At 50.7% G+C, this 15,993-nt stretch carries 16 protein-coding genes; all 16 read right to left on the bottom strand.

Annotation, left to right across the window (positions count from 1 at the left end):
- Positions 1 to 3: 3 nt before the first annotated feature.
- A complete protein-coding gene (locus ACA049_RS22050; protein WP_497336940.1) occupies positions 4 to 909 on the bottom strand; it encodes a glycosyltransferase in 906 nt (301 codons plus the stop codon).
- Positions 910 to 1,054: 145 nt separating this feature from the next.
- A complete protein-coding gene (locus tag ACA049_RS22055; RefSeq protein ID WP_497329830.1) occupies positions 1,055 to 2,320 on the bottom strand; it encodes an O-antigen translocase in 1,266 nt (421 codons plus the stop codon).
- Positions 2,321 to 2,399: 79 nt separating this feature from the next.
- Positions 2,400 to 3,500 carry a DegT/DnrJ/EryC1/StrS family aminotransferase gene (locus ACA049_RS22060; protein ID WP_497329832.1) on the bottom strand — a complete coding sequence of 367 codons (1,101 nt, stop codon included), beginning with the start codon at positions 3,498 to 3,500 and terminating at the stop codon, positions 2,400 to 2,402.
- Positions 3,493 to 4,434 carry a GNAT family N-acetyltransferase gene (locus ACA049_RS22065; protein ID WP_497329834.1) on the bottom strand — a complete coding sequence of 314 codons (942 nt, stop codon included), beginning with the start codon at positions 4,432 to 4,434 and terminating at the stop codon, positions 3,493 to 3,495. Before ACA049_RS22065 ends, ACA049_RS22060 begins: the two co-directional genes overlap by 8 nt.
- Entirely contained in the window at positions 4,428 to 5,345 is a 918-nt protein-coding gene (locus ACA049_RS22070; protein WP_497329836.1) for a hypothetical protein, read from the bottom strand. Before ACA049_RS22070 ends, ACA049_RS22065 begins: the two co-directional genes overlap by 7 nt.
- A gap of 11 nt (positions 5,346 to 5,356) precedes the next feature.
- Positions 5,357 to 6,031, bottom strand: coding sequence for an acetyltransferase (locus ACA049_RS22075; protein WP_497329838.1), 675 nt, complete (start codon positions 6,029 to 6,031; stop codon positions 5,357 to 5,359).
- Complete coding sequence (gene rfbC / locus ACA049_RS22080; protein ID WP_497329840.1) at positions 6,018 to 6,998, bottom strand: dTDP-4-dehydrorhamnose 3,5-epimerase; 981 nt, start codon at positions 6,996 to 6,998, stop codon at positions 6,018 to 6,020. Before rfbC ends, ACA049_RS22075 begins: the two co-directional genes overlap by 14 nt.
- Entirely contained in the window at positions 6,995 to 7,888 is an 894-nt protein-coding gene (gene rfbA / locus ACA049_RS22085; RefSeq protein ID WP_497329842.1) for a glucose-1-phosphate thymidylyltransferase RfbA, read from the bottom strand. The genes rfbC and rfbA overlap by 4 nt, the downstream gene beginning before the upstream one ends.
- The gene (gene rfbD, locus ACA049_RS22090) at positions 7,885 to 8,778 is read right to left on the bottom strand and encodes a dTDP-4-dehydrorhamnose reductase (protein ID WP_497329844.1); all 894 of its coding nucleotides are present in this window, start codon (positions 8,776 to 8,778) and stop codon (positions 7,885 to 7,887) included. The genes rfbA and rfbD overlap by 4 nt, the downstream gene beginning before the upstream one ends.
- Positions 8,775 to 9,854: a dTDP-glucose 4,6-dehydratase gene (rfbB, locus tag ACA049_RS22095; RefSeq protein ID WP_497329846.1), complete on the bottom strand. Its 1,080-nt coding sequence runs from the start codon at positions 9,852 to 9,854 to the stop codon at positions 8,775 to 8,777. The genes rfbD and rfbB overlap by 4 nt, the downstream gene beginning before the upstream one ends.
- 230 nt (positions 9,855 to 10,084) lie before the next feature.
- Positions 10,085 to 10,324: a lipopolysaccharide assembly protein LapA domain-containing protein gene (locus ACA049_RS22100; RefSeq protein WP_497329848.1), complete on the bottom strand. Its 240-nt coding sequence runs from the start codon at positions 10,322 to 10,324 to the stop codon at positions 10,085 to 10,087.
- 11 nt (positions 10,325 to 10,335) lie between these two features.
- Positions 10,336 to 10,644, bottom strand: coding sequence for an integration host factor subunit beta (ihfB, locus tag ACA049_RS22105; protein WP_311098855.1), 309 nt, complete (start codon positions 10,642 to 10,644; stop codon positions 10,336 to 10,338).
- A gap of 143 nt (positions 10,645 to 10,787) precedes the next feature.
- The gene (locus ACA049_RS22110) at positions 10,788 to 11,066 is read right to left on the bottom strand and encodes a hypothetical protein (protein ID WP_010461678.1); all 279 of its coding nucleotides are present in this window, start codon (positions 11,064 to 11,066) and stop codon (positions 10,788 to 10,790) included.
- A 217-nt stretch (positions 11,067 to 11,283) separates the two neighbouring features.
- Positions 11,284 to 12,975 carry a 30S ribosomal protein S1 gene (gene rpsA, locus ACA049_RS22115; RefSeq protein ID WP_008148721.1) on the bottom strand — a complete coding sequence of 564 codons (1,692 nt, stop codon included), beginning with the start codon at positions 12,973 to 12,975 and terminating at the stop codon, positions 11,284 to 11,286.
- A 119-nt stretch (positions 12,976 to 13,094) separates the two neighbouring features.
- Positions 13,095 to 13,784, bottom strand: a complete 690-nt coding sequence (gene cmk / locus ACA049_RS22120) for a (d)CMP kinase (RefSeq protein WP_497329850.1) — start codon at positions 13,782 to 13,784, stop codon at positions 13,095 to 13,097.
- Positions 13,781 to 15,988, bottom strand: coding sequence for a bifunctional prephenate dehydrogenase/3-phosphoshikimate 1-carboxyvinyltransferase (locus tag ACA049_RS22125; protein ID WP_497336942.1), 2,208 nt, complete (start codon positions 15,986 to 15,988; stop codon positions 13,781 to 13,783). The genes cmk and ACA049_RS22125 overlap by 4 nt, the downstream gene beginning before the upstream one ends.
- Positions 15,989 to 15,993 lie beyond the last annotated feature (5 nt).

A 15,993-nucleotide genomic window follows, 5' to 3' on the forward strand; every position in this document is an offset into this window, starting at 1 on the left:
TACCTAATAAATCCCCAGAACAATCATCACCAACAAGAAAATTCGATCGCGAAATCGACGGCGCAAACAAGCCCAGTTACGAATCAAAAAAGAGGAAGGAATTTTTCCTTGCTTGACCAATGACACCGGCAATCCTTGAGCCTGACCTGCCAACAAACCTGAAATTTTAGTTACTTCTCCTCGGTACCATCCGCTTCGCAATAAAGACAAACGAGCGATGAGAGCCTTAATACCAGTATTAGCGCCGAACTGATTATTTGAATGCTGACGATAGAGCATATGAGAGACTGGATCGATGTACCAACTCAGACCGCTAGACCTAAACCAGGCATACACCATCCAATCGTGCAAAGACACTTCACATACAAGCGACCAATTTGCTATTAAAAATTGTTTGAACTCAAGCGCATCAGACACTTTAAGAACATAACTGCAACCAGGCCCTGCTGCCTCAAAAAGAAAGTCATACTTACGTTGCGGTTGTGCTTTATCAAGTAAGACTTCTCGCCCTTCAGGCCAAAACGCCGTGACATTACTCGAATAACCGGAAGCGTACGTTTCCGAAATCTTCTTGTGAGCGGCGATCAGCTTATCGTCTAACCAAATATCATCCTGATCAGCTAGAGCTATATAATCAAACTCAGAAAAATCTACGTCACGGATCAGCCGATAAAAATTTTTACCCGCCCCACCAAAGCGCTCGCCATGAGGAAGAACTTTGACCCGAGGATTATTTAGCGCCAGCTCGCTCGCCCATAACTCTGTTGAATCACTGGAAGAATCAACACTAATAAAAATAGTGACATCAACATTAGTTTGCCGAAGAATTGATTCAACCTGCGCAGGCAACCATTTAACACCATTATAGGCAGCTAACAGTACAGCGATTTCAACCCTATCCACCAAAATCTCCTTCTCGATCGCTGATTGCTCACTAACACCCCTTGCCAACAGCTATTCAAGCGGTTAAGACATTCATTCTTGTCAGCAGTGAAATTAAAATGATTCGATACGCCATGCTAAGAGATATAACTTCAGCATAAAATGCCTGCTCTCATCTCATATTCACTATGAAGCGACGAGCGACGACAAAACTGAATACAAAATAAATCGCGTAATTCACAACAAACGCGTACATCGCCCCAACCAGCCCAAAGTGCTCCGTCAAAAAATACACCCACGCCACATAGGTCAGACTGAAAAACACCTCAGAAAATATAAATAATTTCGTCATGGCTTTGGCGAGCATTATGAAAGACAGTATGAAGGACATTACCTTAATAACATCACCTAACAGTTGCGGAGCGTAAAGATAAAGCGCATCCGAAAATTCGTCAGAGAATAGCACCTGAGTTATAAAATCGCGGAATATATATATACCTAACGCAGACACAATGACCGCCGGCACCAAATATTGGTAAGCAGTTCTAATCTCAGCAATAAACAACCTTTTATCCATAATTGCAGATAACTTAGGAAGATAGTAAACACTGATGGCCATAGTGATGAATAGTAAGTAGGCTTCCGAGACCTTGCTTACCGCTTGCCAATACCCGACTTGCTCCCAAGAAAATTTGCCAGCTAAAATATTTCGAGTTGCAATTTGGACTGCTGGAGCGAGAAGTGCTGAAGTTAATGTCATCACCGAAAAATGCGACAACTTTTTAACCATCTCGACATCCCAGAGCAGAGAAAAATAACTCCACTTGAAATAATCACTTTTCTTATAGAAAATAAAACTAACAAACAATAGACTCGCTTGAGCCAACAGAAAAGCCAGAAGCACACCGTACAACTGATAATAGTAGCCCAAAACCAATGGGGCGAGCACCCCAATAGCAGCCCCTCCTACGTGTATCGCAGCAAGGCGTTTTACATCCATCATGCCATTGACGATCGCGATGATTAAATTATGCAGTGCTACAAAAATCTGTGCGAATGCCAGCACTATAATCAGACTTTGATAGCGCAGATCACCAAGCAACCAAACCGATAAATGCTCGCTAAAAACGAGCACCACTACACACATCACAAACGACGATGCGAGGGAAAAACAAAATGCTGAGTTTAATAGTATCTGCAGGGAGATATTTTGCTCACGATATTCCGCCAAATACTTGACGACACCTGCACCAACTCCCCCTCCCGAAAATACAACCAGTAACGCTGTGAGACTCATAAACTGGCCGAGTTGTGCAACGCCTTCAGGCCCAGCTAAAATCGCTACAAACTTCATCACCAAAAAACCCGACAATAATCGAGCAACGGTAGCGATAGAGGTTAGCAAACCAGTTCTTAATATATTCAAAATCAAAACCATTTAACGCAGCATTGTAAAAATATTAGCTTTAGCCCCTTCTAAAGCTAACTTATTCCTGGCCAAGCCAAAACACAACGAATTAAGAAAAGGCGTTCAAACGTTCGATTACCATACTGACTTCAGCAGCAGAAGTGACTGGACTTAATGGCAAGCTTAATACTGTCCGGTGTATGGCTTCCGTTACAGGATGATGCTCCGAAGCCAATGCCCTGTAAGCGTTTTGCTTGTGTGGCGGAATAGGATAGTGAATCAACGTTTCAATACCATGGGCGTGCAGATAGCTTTTCAACTCATCACGCCTTTCGCTACGCACAACAAACAAATGCCATACATGTTGTTCTTGGAGCGCGAGCGATGGAACCTGAATCAGAGCGTTATCAATGTTGGCAATATATTGATTAGCCAGTGCTTTCCTCACGCTTATTTCACGATCCAGATGACGCAATTTAACTCTCAACATTGCCGCTTGAATTTCGTCCAACCGACTGTTCACGCCCCTGTATTGATTCTCATACTTCTTATAGCTTCCGTAGTTGCCTAGTGCACGAACAACAGACGCCAGTTCATCGTCGTCGGTTGTGACAGCCCCTGCGTCACCGAGAGCCCCCAGGTTTTTACCTGGATAAAAGCTGAATCCTGAAGCATCTCCCCAAGTACCAGCCTTGCGGCCTTCAATGCTGGCACCGTGCGCCTGAGCCGAATCTTCCAACACCAATAGATTGTATTTCTTTGCCAGCGCGCACAGCGACGGCATGTCTGCCAGTTGGCCGTACAAGTGTACCGCCAGTATGACTTTAGTCCGATTGGTTATCGCGCGCTCTGCCAGTTGAGGTGACAAATTGAAGCTATGCTCATCGGGCTCAACGAGAACTGGCACCAAGCCATTTTCCGTGATCGCCAGAATACTGGCAATATAAGTATTGGCAGGAACAATAACCTCGTCGCCGTCTGCCAGCTTACCCATTTCCTTCCAGGCTCTGAGGGTCAGACTCAAAGCATCCAGACCATTGGCAACGCCAACACAATGCTGCGAACCACAATAGGCCGCAAATTCCTGCTCAAACTTTGATAGTTCTTGACCACCAATATACCAACCAGAGTCAATAACTCTTGCGCAGGCTTCTTTCAATTCAACAGCGTAGGCCTGATTTACTTTTTTCAAATCAAGAAAATTAATCATTTAGTTTAATCTCGTAAAAATCAATTGCCATACCACGGGCACCAAAACTTTCTTTTTGAGCAAGCAGACCGGAGTTGATGTATTTCCCACCATCCTCAGTAGACACCCCGAAACTAAAATACTTAAATCCGCCGTCTTGACTTTCTTGAATACAGCTCTCAATAAGATAATCTAACGCCCCCACTTCTTTGCCTTCGGAGTTTGTCGCTAGATACTGAGTATGGACGACAGTACCAAATTTAAAAAGCAAGGTCGCAGCTAGCAACTGTCCTTCAGACTTCACGATTCTGAGAGATATGTTTTCAGGAAAATGAGATGATAATAACTCAAGTTCCTGTGGCGTATGAACTGCCACGGCCCCATGCTTCTCCAATACACCATTGAGCAAACCAATAAATTCGGCCCAGTCATTGGAGTCAGTCACAACTAAATTATTCTTTTTTGCTCGAGCAATAAGCCACTTTCTGCCTTTGGAAAGCTTCAATCGCCGATCCAGGAAAATTATGCTCGACAAATCCCTACGAACGATTTCAGCTCCGACCCTAGATAAAGAATAGAGGTCTTCTTGTGCTCCATGAATTGAAAATATGTAAGGAGTAGCCTTGTATAAAATCTTGTTAAACCCGTGAGACCTAGCAAAAAGCATCAAAGCCTCAACGCTTTCTAGGACAGTTTCAGCCTTTACCTTTTGAGACAGAACCAAGCCGCCGTATGTCAAGCCACCGTGGCTGACCAATACATCTTCGTTACGAGACGCAGGTAACACAGCGACCAGAACTTCTTCCTCATAAATCATCAATGAGGCATCAATAAATCGATCCGAGTGGTACTCCATAAAGTCTCTTTTAAATAGAAACATTGGAGTTTTGGAGTCTACAACAAAACTATCCCACTCATTTTTTTTGGCAGCCGAATAAAACTCGCAAACTACCATTCCAACAACTCCGCCACACCAAATCCCTCTGCTCCCATGTTATTTCCATTATAAAAACAGAACGTCTTTTCTCCAGCTGCGACTAATCTTGGGTAGCAAAGATGTACAGAGTCGAAGCCACTGTCAGAAAGTGTCAATCCAAAACTTGAATCACGACGCTCCCATTGTTTTCCATCGCTGGACACGGCCACACCTGGAAAATAATCGCTGCCGGATGTGCCGCCCTTAGTATAAAACATATAATACTTGTCTTTTACTTTGTATACCGAGGGCCGCCCTATCCGATATTCATCTCCTTCCACGTCTATACACAACAGCTCTTCCCGGTTAAATATCCGACCGTCGACCGACTCTGTGTACCAAATATTGTAGTCTGGGTAGTGGTTGCCATTAATTAATGTCCAAGAGTCACCCACCGCATACCATACTTTCCAGACACCGTCCTCGAACAGAACAGAATGGATCGCTCGGATTGTTGTTCCGGCTTCAGCCCTGTCCATGACAGGTACTTCAGAAACACGCGAAAATGTCTCTCCGCCATCAGTGCTTTCTGCCAACCCTGTAAATGCTAGAAATTTTGCGCGCTTAACTATTTGAAAACCAACATAGTACATCCGCAGGACGTTACCACATCTAACGATGTCACCTAGAATAACGCCATTGTCATCAAAGCACCCGTCTCTCCCCCGGTCCAAAACTGGAACTTCAGAAACCTTGAGGACTTTAGTCGGGTCTTGCGCATCGACGTCCACGTAACCAATTCTACTAATACCCTCTTCATCCCTGAACCCTGCATACACACGGATTACATCATCGTTCAGTAGAATCGGTGTAGGCGTCAGCGCAGAATTTTTCTTCCAATCGTTAGTTCCGACTGGAGAAAAGACATGACCTAGCTTGTTCCACTTCATGACGCCTTCCTCTACAATTTAACGCTGAGTGAACTTTTTTTGGGTAGTTCTTTTGCTGGAGAACCATAATAAATACGCTCAGGTTCTTTCAGGTCTTTCGATACTAATGAACCGGAAGCGACAATACAGTCCCGAGCAACCGTCACATGATCATTAAGCGTAGAGTTCACACCTAAAAAGCAAGATTCCCCGATTGTACAGTAGCCCGAAACAACCACATGCGAGGAAATAAAGCAGTTATCCTCAATCACCGAGCGGTGACCGATATGGTTACCACTCCAGAGAATTACGTTATTTCCAATCTTAACGAAAGGTTGCACAGTATTATTTTCAAATATAAAACAATTCTCCCCTACTTCCGCATTCCGCCATACGAATGCACGTGAGCTGATATAGGTGGCGCAGGTATAGCCTTTCTCTTTAACGCTCTGATACAAACGTGTTCTCAAGCGATTGAGTTGTGACGCGGGAATCGCCACAAACACTTCAAACTCGGAAGGAGGATATTGCTGTTGCACATCCTCCAAGGGGACGATAGGCAAGTCATAGAGCGTAGCGCTTTCGATATAATCTCGCTCCACAGCGAAGCCGCAAACTTCGTAAGCAGAATCATATGTGAAATATTCATAGGCGATCATTGCCAATTCGCCTGCCCCGACGATTACCAATTTTTTATTTTTTTCCACAACTCACCTCCTTAATGAATTGGTCATAATCCCGAATATAATCGGACTCATCATAATACTCACTGGCCAAAACAAGAAGAACGCAATCGTCACTAAACTCATGCATTTCACGCCATATCATATTACGGATGATCAAGGCCTTACTCGCCGATTCCAGTCTTACTTGCTGCCTGGTGGCACCATCATCAATGACAATATTACAACTTCCAGATACACAAATTGCCATCTGCTCTAGACGTCGATGCGCGTGAAAACCACGACTTACATCAGAGAGAGTATCGTATATATAATAAACACGCTTAATCGCAAAAGGAATGTTCAAGCCTTGTTCGAGGGCAATCAAACTTCCGCGATTATCACCGATTACTTTCAAGTCCTTTAATTCGGTAGTGCCCTGAAGAAACTCCGAGTGCGGCTCACTGTTTTTCAAGAGAGGCGCAACTTCATCTTCAGCACTAACGGTTTTTTCTATAAACCCGGGCCAGTCTATGCCTATATCAGGGTCATTCCACCTGATGTTTCTCTCAGACTCCTTATGGTGACCATTAGTTGTCTTACAGAAAAAATTAGTATTGTCCTCTAATGCAAAAAAGCCGTGTGCGAAGCCCTCGGGAATCCACAACATGTGCTGACTAACAGCGTCCAGCTCAATGCCAACCCATTTTCCGAATGTCAGCGAATCGTGACGCACATCGACGGCCACCACATAAGCTGAACCATTGACTACCCTGATCAAATTGCCTTGAGCACGGGGAGGAAGCTGATAACGCAGGCCTCGAAGCACACCCTTCTTTGAACAAAAATGGGTATCCTGGATTAGAGGCCGCGGTACTGGAAAACCGGCCTCTTTAAGGGCTTTGTGGAATGCAGGTTCATCAAAACTCTGCATAGCCCCCCCCTGCGAATCTTCATAAATCGCAGGCTCTAGAATAGCTATGTCAGGCAAAGAAGTTTGAAGGAGCCTCACGAGTGACGCCCCTCATCCAGCATTTTTTGCAAATACTGCCCATATCCAGTTTTTGCTAATTTATCGGCTTGAATCTTCAGCTGGGCTGAGTCTATCCAACCATTATTGAATGCAATTTCTTCCAGGCAAGCCACTTTCAAGCCTTGGCGCTGCTCGATGGTGTGAACGAAGTGACTCGCTTCCAGGAGGGAATTATGCGTACCAGTGTCGAGCCAGGCAAAACCGCGCCCCAGCATTTCCACGCTCAGTGTCTTGCGTTCCAGATAGGCCCGATTGACATCGGTGATTTCCAGCTCGCCCCGATCTGAAGGCTTAATGTTCTTAGCGATTTCAACCACATCGTTATCGTAGAAATACAGTCCGGTTACCGCGTAATTGGATTTAGGCTTTACCGGCTTTTCTTCAATACTCAGAGCACGTCCCGAGGCATCGAATTCAACGACACCGAATCGCTCAGGATCAGAAACGTGATAACCAAATACCGTTGCGCCTTCCTTTTGAGTCGTCGCGGAACGCAAGTTGTCTGAGAAGTGCTGACCGTAGAAAATATTGTCGCCCAGGATCAGACAGCAAGGGTCATCGCCGATGAACTCTTCACCAATGATAAACGCCTGCGCCAAGCCATCCGGGCTAGGCTGTTCCGCATAGGTCAGCTTAATGCCGTACAGGCTGCCATCACCCAGCAATTTGCGAAAACAAGGCAAGTCTTCGGGAGTGGAAATGATCAATATCTCTCGCATACCTGCGAGCATCAGCACTGATAGCGGATAAAAGATCATCGGCTTGTCGTAGATCGGTAGCATCTGTTTGGAGACACCAAGGGTCAATGGATGCAACCGCGTGCCCGAGCCACCAGCGAGGATGATGCCTTTACGATTTGTCTTGGTCATTTATTTAGAACTTCCCTAAGCATTCGGGTTACACCACTTCGCCAATCCGGTAAGTGTAGAGAAAAATTGTTGCGCAGCTTCTGAGTATTCAAACGCGAATTCAGAGGTCGGCGTGCAGGTGTTGGATAAGCGGCTGTTTCGATCGGATTGATTGCGTTCACCGCAAGTTGTTCGCCACTGGCCTGCGCAAATTCGATCACATGGCAGGCATAGTCATACCATGATACTTCGCCTCCGGCGGCCAGGTGATACACCCCTGCCAGTTCCGGACTCTTAAGTACTTGCCGAATGGCCAACGACGTCACGTCGGCAATCAGATCTGCCCCAGTCGGCGCTCCAACCTGGTCGGAGATGATGCTCAGGGTTTCGCGATCCTTGGCCAGACGCAGCATGGTCTTGGCAAAATTGTTACCACGACTGCCGTACACCCAACTAGTGCGAAAAATCAGGTGCTTGCATCCAGACGCAGTGATCGCCCGCTCACCTGAGAGCTTGCTGGCACCGTAGTGATTCACTGGCGCGACCGAGTCGGATTCTTGCCAAGGCAGTGAACCCTGACCGTTGAATACGTAGTCGGTCGAATAATGGATCAACCATGCGTCCAGGTTAGCGGCTTCCTCGGCCAAAACTTGACTGGCTAGACTGTTCACACGGTCCGCCAGCTCGGTTTCGGACTCTGCTTTATCGACAGCCGTGTAAGCCGCAGCGTTGACGATAACGTCAGGTTTGACTTGGCGAATTGTTGCGCGCAGTGCATCGGGTTCAGATAAATCGCCGCACAAACCATCAACGCTATGACGATCCAGCGCAATCAAATCGCCAAGCGGTGCCAAGGAGCGCTGTAACTCCCAGCCTACCTGGCCATTTTTCCCCAGCAGTAGGATCTTCATGCCTTGCTCGAAGAACGATCCGCGTAATTCTGGTCGATCCACTGCTGGTAGCTGCCGCTTTTCACATGAGCTACCCATTCGGTGTTGGAGAGGTACCACTCGACAGTCTTGCGAATACCGGTTTCAAATGTTTCTTCCGGCGTCCAGCCCAGCTCGCGTTGAATTTTGCTGGCATCGATTGCGTAACGCTGGTCGTGGCCCGGGCGATCCTGGACATAGGTGATCAGGCTGGCGTGCGGACGATGGGCAGAGTCCGGGCGCAATTCGTCGAGCAATGCGCAAAGTGTGTGCACGACTTCAATGTTTTGCTTTTCGTTATGGCCACCGATGTTGTACGTCTCGCCGATAACACCCTCGGTCACAACTTTGTACAAAGCACGGGCATGGTCTTCAACATAGAGCCAATCGCGAACCTGGTTGCCTTTACCGTAAACTGGCAGCGGCTTGCCTTCCAGCGCATTGAGGATGATCAGCGGGATCAGCTTCTCAGGGAAGTGGCACGGGCCATAGTTGTTTGAGCAGTTGGTCACCAAGGTTGGCAAGCCGTAGGTACGGCTCCAGGAGCGAACGAGGTGATCAGAGCTGGCCTTGCTCGCTGAGTACGGTGAGCTTGGCTGATAGGGGGTGGTTTCGGTGAAGAGGTCTTCCGGGCCTTCAAGATCCCCATAGACTTCATCAGTAGAAATATGGTGGAAGCGGAAGTTGGCTTTGCGCCCATCTTCCAGTGCAACCCAGTAGTGACGTGCTGCTTCCAACAGGGTGTAAGTGCCAATGATGTTCGTCTGGATAAATTCAGATGGGCCGGAAATCGAGCGGTCAACGTGGGACTCTGCGGCCAGGTGCATGATGGCATCTGGTTGGTGCTCACGCAGAACACGGTCGATTTCATCACGATCGCAGATATCAACGCGCTCGAACACATAGCGTGAGTTCTGGCTAACTTCGGCCAATGACTCAAGGTTACCGGCGTACGTCAGCTTATCGACGTTAACGACGGAGTCGGCAGTGTTGGAGATGATATGACGGATGACTGCCGAGCCGATGAACCCGGCACCGCCGGTTACTAGAATTTTCACGCGAAACTACACCCTTTGAGTTGCTGACAGGGCCACCAAACCGAGCGCTGTCTAATCCATGAATGCAAAAGCCGTCACCTAAGCTGAGGCTTCTGACAGAACCAGTCTGACCCGACGCAGGAACGTGCCATTATCGGATAAGCGCAGCATTTTACAGCTTAATGACGCTTTTACTAATGGATATAGACAAGCTGTGAAGCAATTCGAGATACATCTTATTCATTTCGCGATCAAACAAGATGCTTGCGAGAGGATCTTGACGCCCGCCGGAGAAGCCAACCTAGAATCGGCCCAATCAACATGCCGAATAGCAGTGCAATAACCAAGACCAGCGACACGGGTAATTGCGGACCTGACCAGCCAAGGAACAGCAGCGAAACCGACTGCTGATTTTCAAGCACAAAAGCCAGCACTGCCAGAATCAACAACAGGACAACTATACTGAGGAGCACCCGCTTGAGGTTACGCATGCATCACTCCTTTAGCTGTGAAGGTCAAGGCCTTCCTCCTCTTCCTCATTGACCCTGTCGCGCAATTCCTTGCCCGGCTTGAAATGAGGAACAAACTTGCCATCGAGGCTAACCGACTGACCCGTCTTCGGATTACGACCAACCCGCGGCGCACGATAGTGCAGTGAAAAGCTGCCAAAACCACGGATCTCGATACGATCGCCGGTGGCCAGGCATTGAGACATTTGCTCGAGCATGGTCTTGATGGCCAGCTCTACATCCTTGGATGAGAGCAGCCCTTGATGGGTGACAATTCGTTCGATCAACTCCGACTTCGTCATATTTTTCCCTTCTTTTTCAAGCAGCTAGGAAAAGCGCTTCAAAGGTTTTAGCATGCCCGGAGGAATTTGAACAGCCCAGGGTTTCACATATATTTACCAGCAATGCCCTTCCTGACTTCAGCAAACTTCAACACCGAACAGCCTCATCGACAGATAACCAGCATGGTGCGCGTCAGATAACCTGCGGGATTAAAACCGAAAGGAAATTCATCCTCATCCTTGGCATCATCGGACCTTGCTATAACCTTGTAACCGGCAGCCTTGCATTCTTTGTCCGCGCGCTTACGACACTTCTCCCATCCAGAACCCAACCCTGAACAATCTATCTCTACGCCACTGACTCCGCGCACAGCATGGGTCTTGGCATTCGTGCCACAACCCGTCAGTGCCAATACCGCCATTGCGACAATGAGCTTGTTCATTCACTTCCTTATGGCAGGCACCCTGCCCGGCGTTCGTTCGCTTGAGCTAAAGACTAGCTGCAAATAAGCGATTGATCCGATTAAAGAAAGAGACAGCTCAGAAGGGACATTGGTTTCAACGGTCGACAACCCGGCATGATCCCATCGACAGGCTTACCAAATCCCGGGCACAAAAAAGAGCGACCGAAGTCGCCCTTTTTCTATGGTCTGACAGAACTTAGTTCTGTTTTTCCATTTGTGCACGCAACAGGTCGCCCAGAGTGGTAGGACCAGCAGCGATGCTATCCGAAGGCTTGTCTTTCAAGCTTTGGATGGCTTCTTTCTCTTCAGCATCGTCTTTCGACTTGATGGAGAGCTGGATTACACGGCTCTTGCGGTCAACGCTGATGATCTTGGCTTCTACTTCCTGGCCTTCTTTCAGAACGTTACGCGCGTCTTCAACGCGGTCACGGCTGATTTCGGAGGCTTTCAGAGTCGCTTCGATATCGTCGGCCAGAGTGATGATGGCGCCTTTAGCGTCAACTTCTTTCACGATGCCTTTAACGATTGCGCCTTTGTCGTTCTCTTGAACGTACTCGGAGAACGGATCGCTTTCCAGTTGCTTGATACCCAGGGAGATGCGCTCGCGCTCTGGGTCAACCGACAGGATAACGGTGTCCAGCTCGTCGCCCTTCTTGAAGCGGCGAACGGCTTCTTCGCCCACTTCGTTCCAGGAGATGTCGGACAGGTGAACCAGACCGTCGATGCCGCCGTCCAGACCAATGAAGATACCGAAATCGGTGATCGACTTGATGGTGCCGGAGATTTTATCGCCCTTGTTGAACTGGCCAGAGAAATCTTCCCATGGGTTAGATTTGCACTGCTTGATGCCGAGGGAGATACGACGACGCTCTTCGTCGATGTCCAGAACCATAACTTCCACTTCGTCGCCGACTTGTACGACTTTCGAAGGGTGGATGTTCTTGTTGGTCCAGTCCATTTCGGAAACGTGTACCAGGCCTTCAACGCCTTCTTCCAGCTCAGCGAAGCAGCCGTAGTCGGTCAGGTTGGTTACACGAGCGGTAACGCGGGTGCTTTCTGGGTAACGGGCTTTGATAGCAACCCATGGATCTTCGCCCAGCTGCTTCAGGCCCAGGGAAACACGATTGCGCTCGCGATCGTATTTCAGAACCTTGACATCGATCTCGTCGCCAACGTTGACGATTTCGGAAGGATGCTTGATACGTTTCCAAGCCATGTCGGTAATGTGCAGCAGGCCATCGACGCCACCCAGATCGACGAATGCGCCGTAATCGGTGAGGTTCTTGACGATACCTTTGACTTGTTGGCCTTCCTGCAGGGATTCCAGCAGAGCTTCACGCTCGGCGGAGTTCTCGGCTTCGAGGACGCTGCGACGGGAAACGACAACGTTGTTGCGTTTCTGGTCGAGTTTGATGACCTTGAATTCCAGCTCTTTGCCTTCCAAGTGCGTGGTGTCGCGCACTGGACGGACGTCAACCAGAGAACCTGGCAGGAACGCACGGATGCCGTTAACGTCGACAGTGAAGCCGCCTTTAACCTTACCGTTGATAACGCCCTTGACCACTTCTTCGGCTGCGAAGGCTGCTTCCAGAACAATCCAGCATTCAGCGCGCTTGGCTTTTTCACGGGACAGCTTGGTTTCACCAAAGCCGTCTTCAACCGAGTCCAGAGCAACGTGAACTTCGTCACCGACGTTGATAGTCAGTTCGCCAGCATCGTTGTAGAACTGCTCAAGCGGGATGAGTGCTTCAGACTTCAGGCCAGCGTGAACGGTTACCCAGCGAGCTTGGTAATCGATATCAACGATAACACCGGTGATGATGGAGCCTGCCTGAAGGTTCAGGGTTTTTAGGCTTTCTTCAAAGAGTTCCGCAAAGCTTTCGCTCATTTTAATTCCTGTGAATGAGGGCGAAGAATACGCCCATCTCCACACCCCAGACGGTGTGGGTTAGTTTCATTTAGAAGAAGCGCCACAGGACTATGACTGGTCCCCTGCGGCCTTCTTGGTCACCCGGCGATATCGCGAATGGCGATCTCGCTCATGATGCGTTCCAGCACCTGATCGATGGATAATTCCGTGGAATCCAGCTGTATGGCGTCAGCCGCCGGCTTGAGCGGGGCTACCGCTCGCTGGGTGTCACGCTCATCGCGGGCACGTATCTCATCTAGCAGACTCGACAGACTAACACCATCGACTTTGCCCTTCAACTGCAAGTATCGACGGCGCGCACGCTCCTCGGCACTGGCAGTGAGGAAAATCTTCAGCGGCGCGTCCGGGAAAACCACCGTGCCCATGTCACGACCATCGGCGACCAACCCCGGCGGCTCCTGAAAAGCACGCTGGCGCTGAAGCAGAGCATCGCGGACGGCCGGCAAGGCAGCCACCTGGGAAGCCCAGGCACCCACCTGTTCGTTGCGCAAATCATCAGTGACATCGTCACCTTCAAGGATGATTCGCTGCGGATGACCTTCGGTCGCGCCGACGAACTGCACGTCCAGATGAGCGGCCAGCAGTTTCAGCGACTCCTCATTGGTCAGATCGACGCCATGATTGCGCGCGGCGAAAGCCAGCAGACGATAGAGCGCACCGGAATCCAGCAGGCACCAACCCAGGCGCTTGGCCAGAATTCCGGCAATAGTGCCCTTGCCCGAACCGCTAGGTCCGTCGATGGTGATGACCGGCGGCTTGATATTCACGACTGAGCCTCTTGTGCAACACGGATGCCGACCTGCGCACACAGCGCGAGGAAGTTCGGGAATGAGGTTGCGACGTTGGCACAGTCATGGATGCGAATCGGTGCCGTAGCGCGCAGCGAAGCCACGCTGAAGGCCATGGCAATGCGGTGATCGCCATGCCCGTGCACTTCGCCGCCGCCAATCAGGCCGCCGTCGATGATGATGCCGTCCGGGGTCGGTTCGCATTTGACGCCCAGCGCCAGCAGGCCATCGGCCATGACCTGGATCCGGTCCGATTCCTTGACCCGCAGCTCTTCAGCGCCGCGCAGGATAGTGCGCCCTTCGGCACAGGCCGCCGCCACGAACAGCACCGGGAATTCGTCGATCGCCAGTGGAACCAGCGCTTCCGGAATCTCGATACCCTTGAGTTTAGCTGCACGCACGCGCAGGTCAGCCACCGGTTCGCCGCCAACTTCACGCTGGTTTTCCAGGGTGATGTCAGCGCCCATCAGGCGCAGAATATCGATCACACCAGTACGGGTCGGGTTGATGCCAACGTGCTCAAGCACCAGCTCCGATCCTTCGGCGATTGACGCAGCCACCAGGAAGAACGCGGACGAGGAAATATCGCCCGGCACTTCAATATGGGTAGCGGTCAGCTTGTGCCCGGATTCGACCGAAGCGGTAGCACCGTTGACACTGACCGGGTAGCCGAAGCCACGCAGCATGCGTTCGGTGTGATCGCGGGTCGGAGCTGGCTCGGTGACCGTGGTCTTGCCTTCGGCGTACAAGCCGGCCAGCAGCAGGCAGGATTTAACCTGGGCACTGGCCATCGGCATGGTGTAAGTCAGGCCTTTGAGCTTGTTGCCGCCACGGATGGTCATCGGTGGACGACCTTCAGCCGCGGTCTCGATCACGGCGCCCATTTCACGCAGCGGATTGGCCACGCGATTCATCGGACGCTTGGACAGCGACGCATCGCCAGTGAGCGTGCTATCGAAGTCCTGCGCAGCCAGCAGGCCCGACAGCAGACGCATCGAGGTGCCCGAGTTGCCCAGATAGATCGGGCCCGGTGCTGGTTTCAGGCCATGCAGGCCGACGCCGTGAATGGTCACGCGACCGTGGTGCGGACCTTCGATCACCACGCCCATGTCGCGGAAGGCTTGCAAGGTCGCCAGGGCGTCTTCGCCCTCGAGGAAGCCTTCGACTTCGGTGACGCCTTCGGCCAGGGAGCCGAGCATGATCGAACGGTGGGAAATCGATTTATCGCCCGGTACACGAATCCGCCCAGTCAGGCGGCCACCAGGTTGTGCCAGGAAAATCAGGTCGTTGGAGTTCATAGCGTCCACATAAGCCCGGCGGGCCAGGATTTTACTGAAATGTTCGCGGGCAACCCGGGCGCGTGTGAACACGCCCAACAATTGGTGCCCATCCCCTGCATCGACCGCGTCGCGCAAGGCGTCGAGATCGCTGCGAAATGTGTCGAGTGTGCGCAGGACAGCTTCGCGGTTCGCGAGGAAGATGTCGTGCCACATGACCGGGTCGCTCCCCGCGATTCTTGTGAAATCGCGGAAACCGCCGGCAGCGTAACGGAAGATCTCAAGGTTTTCATTGCGCTTGGCCAGTGAATCGACCAGACCGAACGCCAACAAGTGCGGCAAATGGCTGGTCGCCGCCAACACTTCGTCGTGACGCTCGACCTGCATGTGCTCGACATCGGCACCCAATTCACGCCACAAACGGTCGACCACGGCCAGCGCGGCCGGATCGGTTTGATCCAGCGGCGTCAAAATCACTTTATGGCGACGGAACAGCTCGGCATTGGAGGCTTCCACCCCGCTCTGCTCGGAACCGGCAATCGGATGCCCCGGCACGAAACGCGACGGCATGCCGCCAAACGCTTCGGTCGCGGCGCGCACGACATTGCCTTTGGCACTGCCGACGTCGGTCAGAATCGCTTGCCCCAGGTCCATGCCAGCCAATCGGCCAAGCATTTTTTCCATGGCGAGGATCGGTACGGCGAGCTGGATCACGTCCGCGCCCTGGCAAGCAACCGCCAGGTCTTCTTCGCAACGGTCCACCACACCCAGCTCAACCGCGAGCTTGCGCGATTGAGGGTCTAGATCGACCCCGACCACTTCGCGGCACAGGCCACTTTCACGCAAACCCTTGGCAAACGAACCGCCGATCAACCCCAGGCCGACCACCACCAGGCGACCGATCATAGGGG

It is taken from the genome of Pseudomonas sp. LBUM1662, from assembly GCF_059695915.1.

Coding starts and splice junctions, on each gene's coding strand:
- ACA049_RS22100 (WP_497329848.1), bottom strand. CDS start 10,324: ATGCGTAACCTCAAGCGGGTGCTCCTCAGTATAGTTGTCCTGTTGTTG.
- rfbD (WP_497329844.1), bottom strand. CDS start 8,778: ATGAAGATCCTACTGCTGGGGAAAAATGGCCAGGTAGGCTGGGAGTTA.
- rfbA (WP_497329842.1), bottom strand. CDS start 7,888: ATGACCAAGACAAATCGTAAAGGCATCATCCTCGCTGGTGGCTCGGGC.
- ACA049_RS22055 (WP_497329830.1), bottom strand. CDS start 2,320: ATGGTTTTGATTTTGAATATATTAAGAACTGGTTTGCTAACCTCTATC.
- ihfB (WP_311098855.1), bottom strand. CDS start 10,644: ATGACGAAGTCGGAGTTGATCGAACGAATTGTCACCCATCAAGGGCTG.
- ACA049_RS22060 (WP_497329832.1), bottom strand. CDS start 3,500: ATGATTAATTTTCTTGATTTGAAAAAAGTAAATCAGGCCTACGCTGTT.
- ACA049_RS22070 (WP_497329836.1), bottom strand. CDS start 5,345: ATGAAGTGGAACAAGCTAGGTCATGTCTTTTCTCCAGTCGGAACTAAC.
- ACA049_RS22065 (WP_497329834.1), bottom strand. CDS start 4,434: ATGGTAGTTTGCGAGTTTTATTCGGCTGCCAAAAAAAATGAGTGGGAT.
- rpsA (WP_008148721.1), bottom strand. CDS start 12,975: ATGAGCGAAAGCTTTGCGGAACTCTTTGAAGAAAGCCTAAAAACCCTG.
- ACA049_RS22125 (WP_497336942.1), bottom strand. CDS start 15,988: ATGATCGGTCGCCTGGTGGTGGTCGGCCTGGGGTTGATCGGCGGTTCG.
- ACA049_RS22110 (WP_010461678.1), bottom strand. CDS start 11,066: ATGAACAAGCTCATTGTCGCAATGGCGGTATTGGCACTGACGGGTTGT.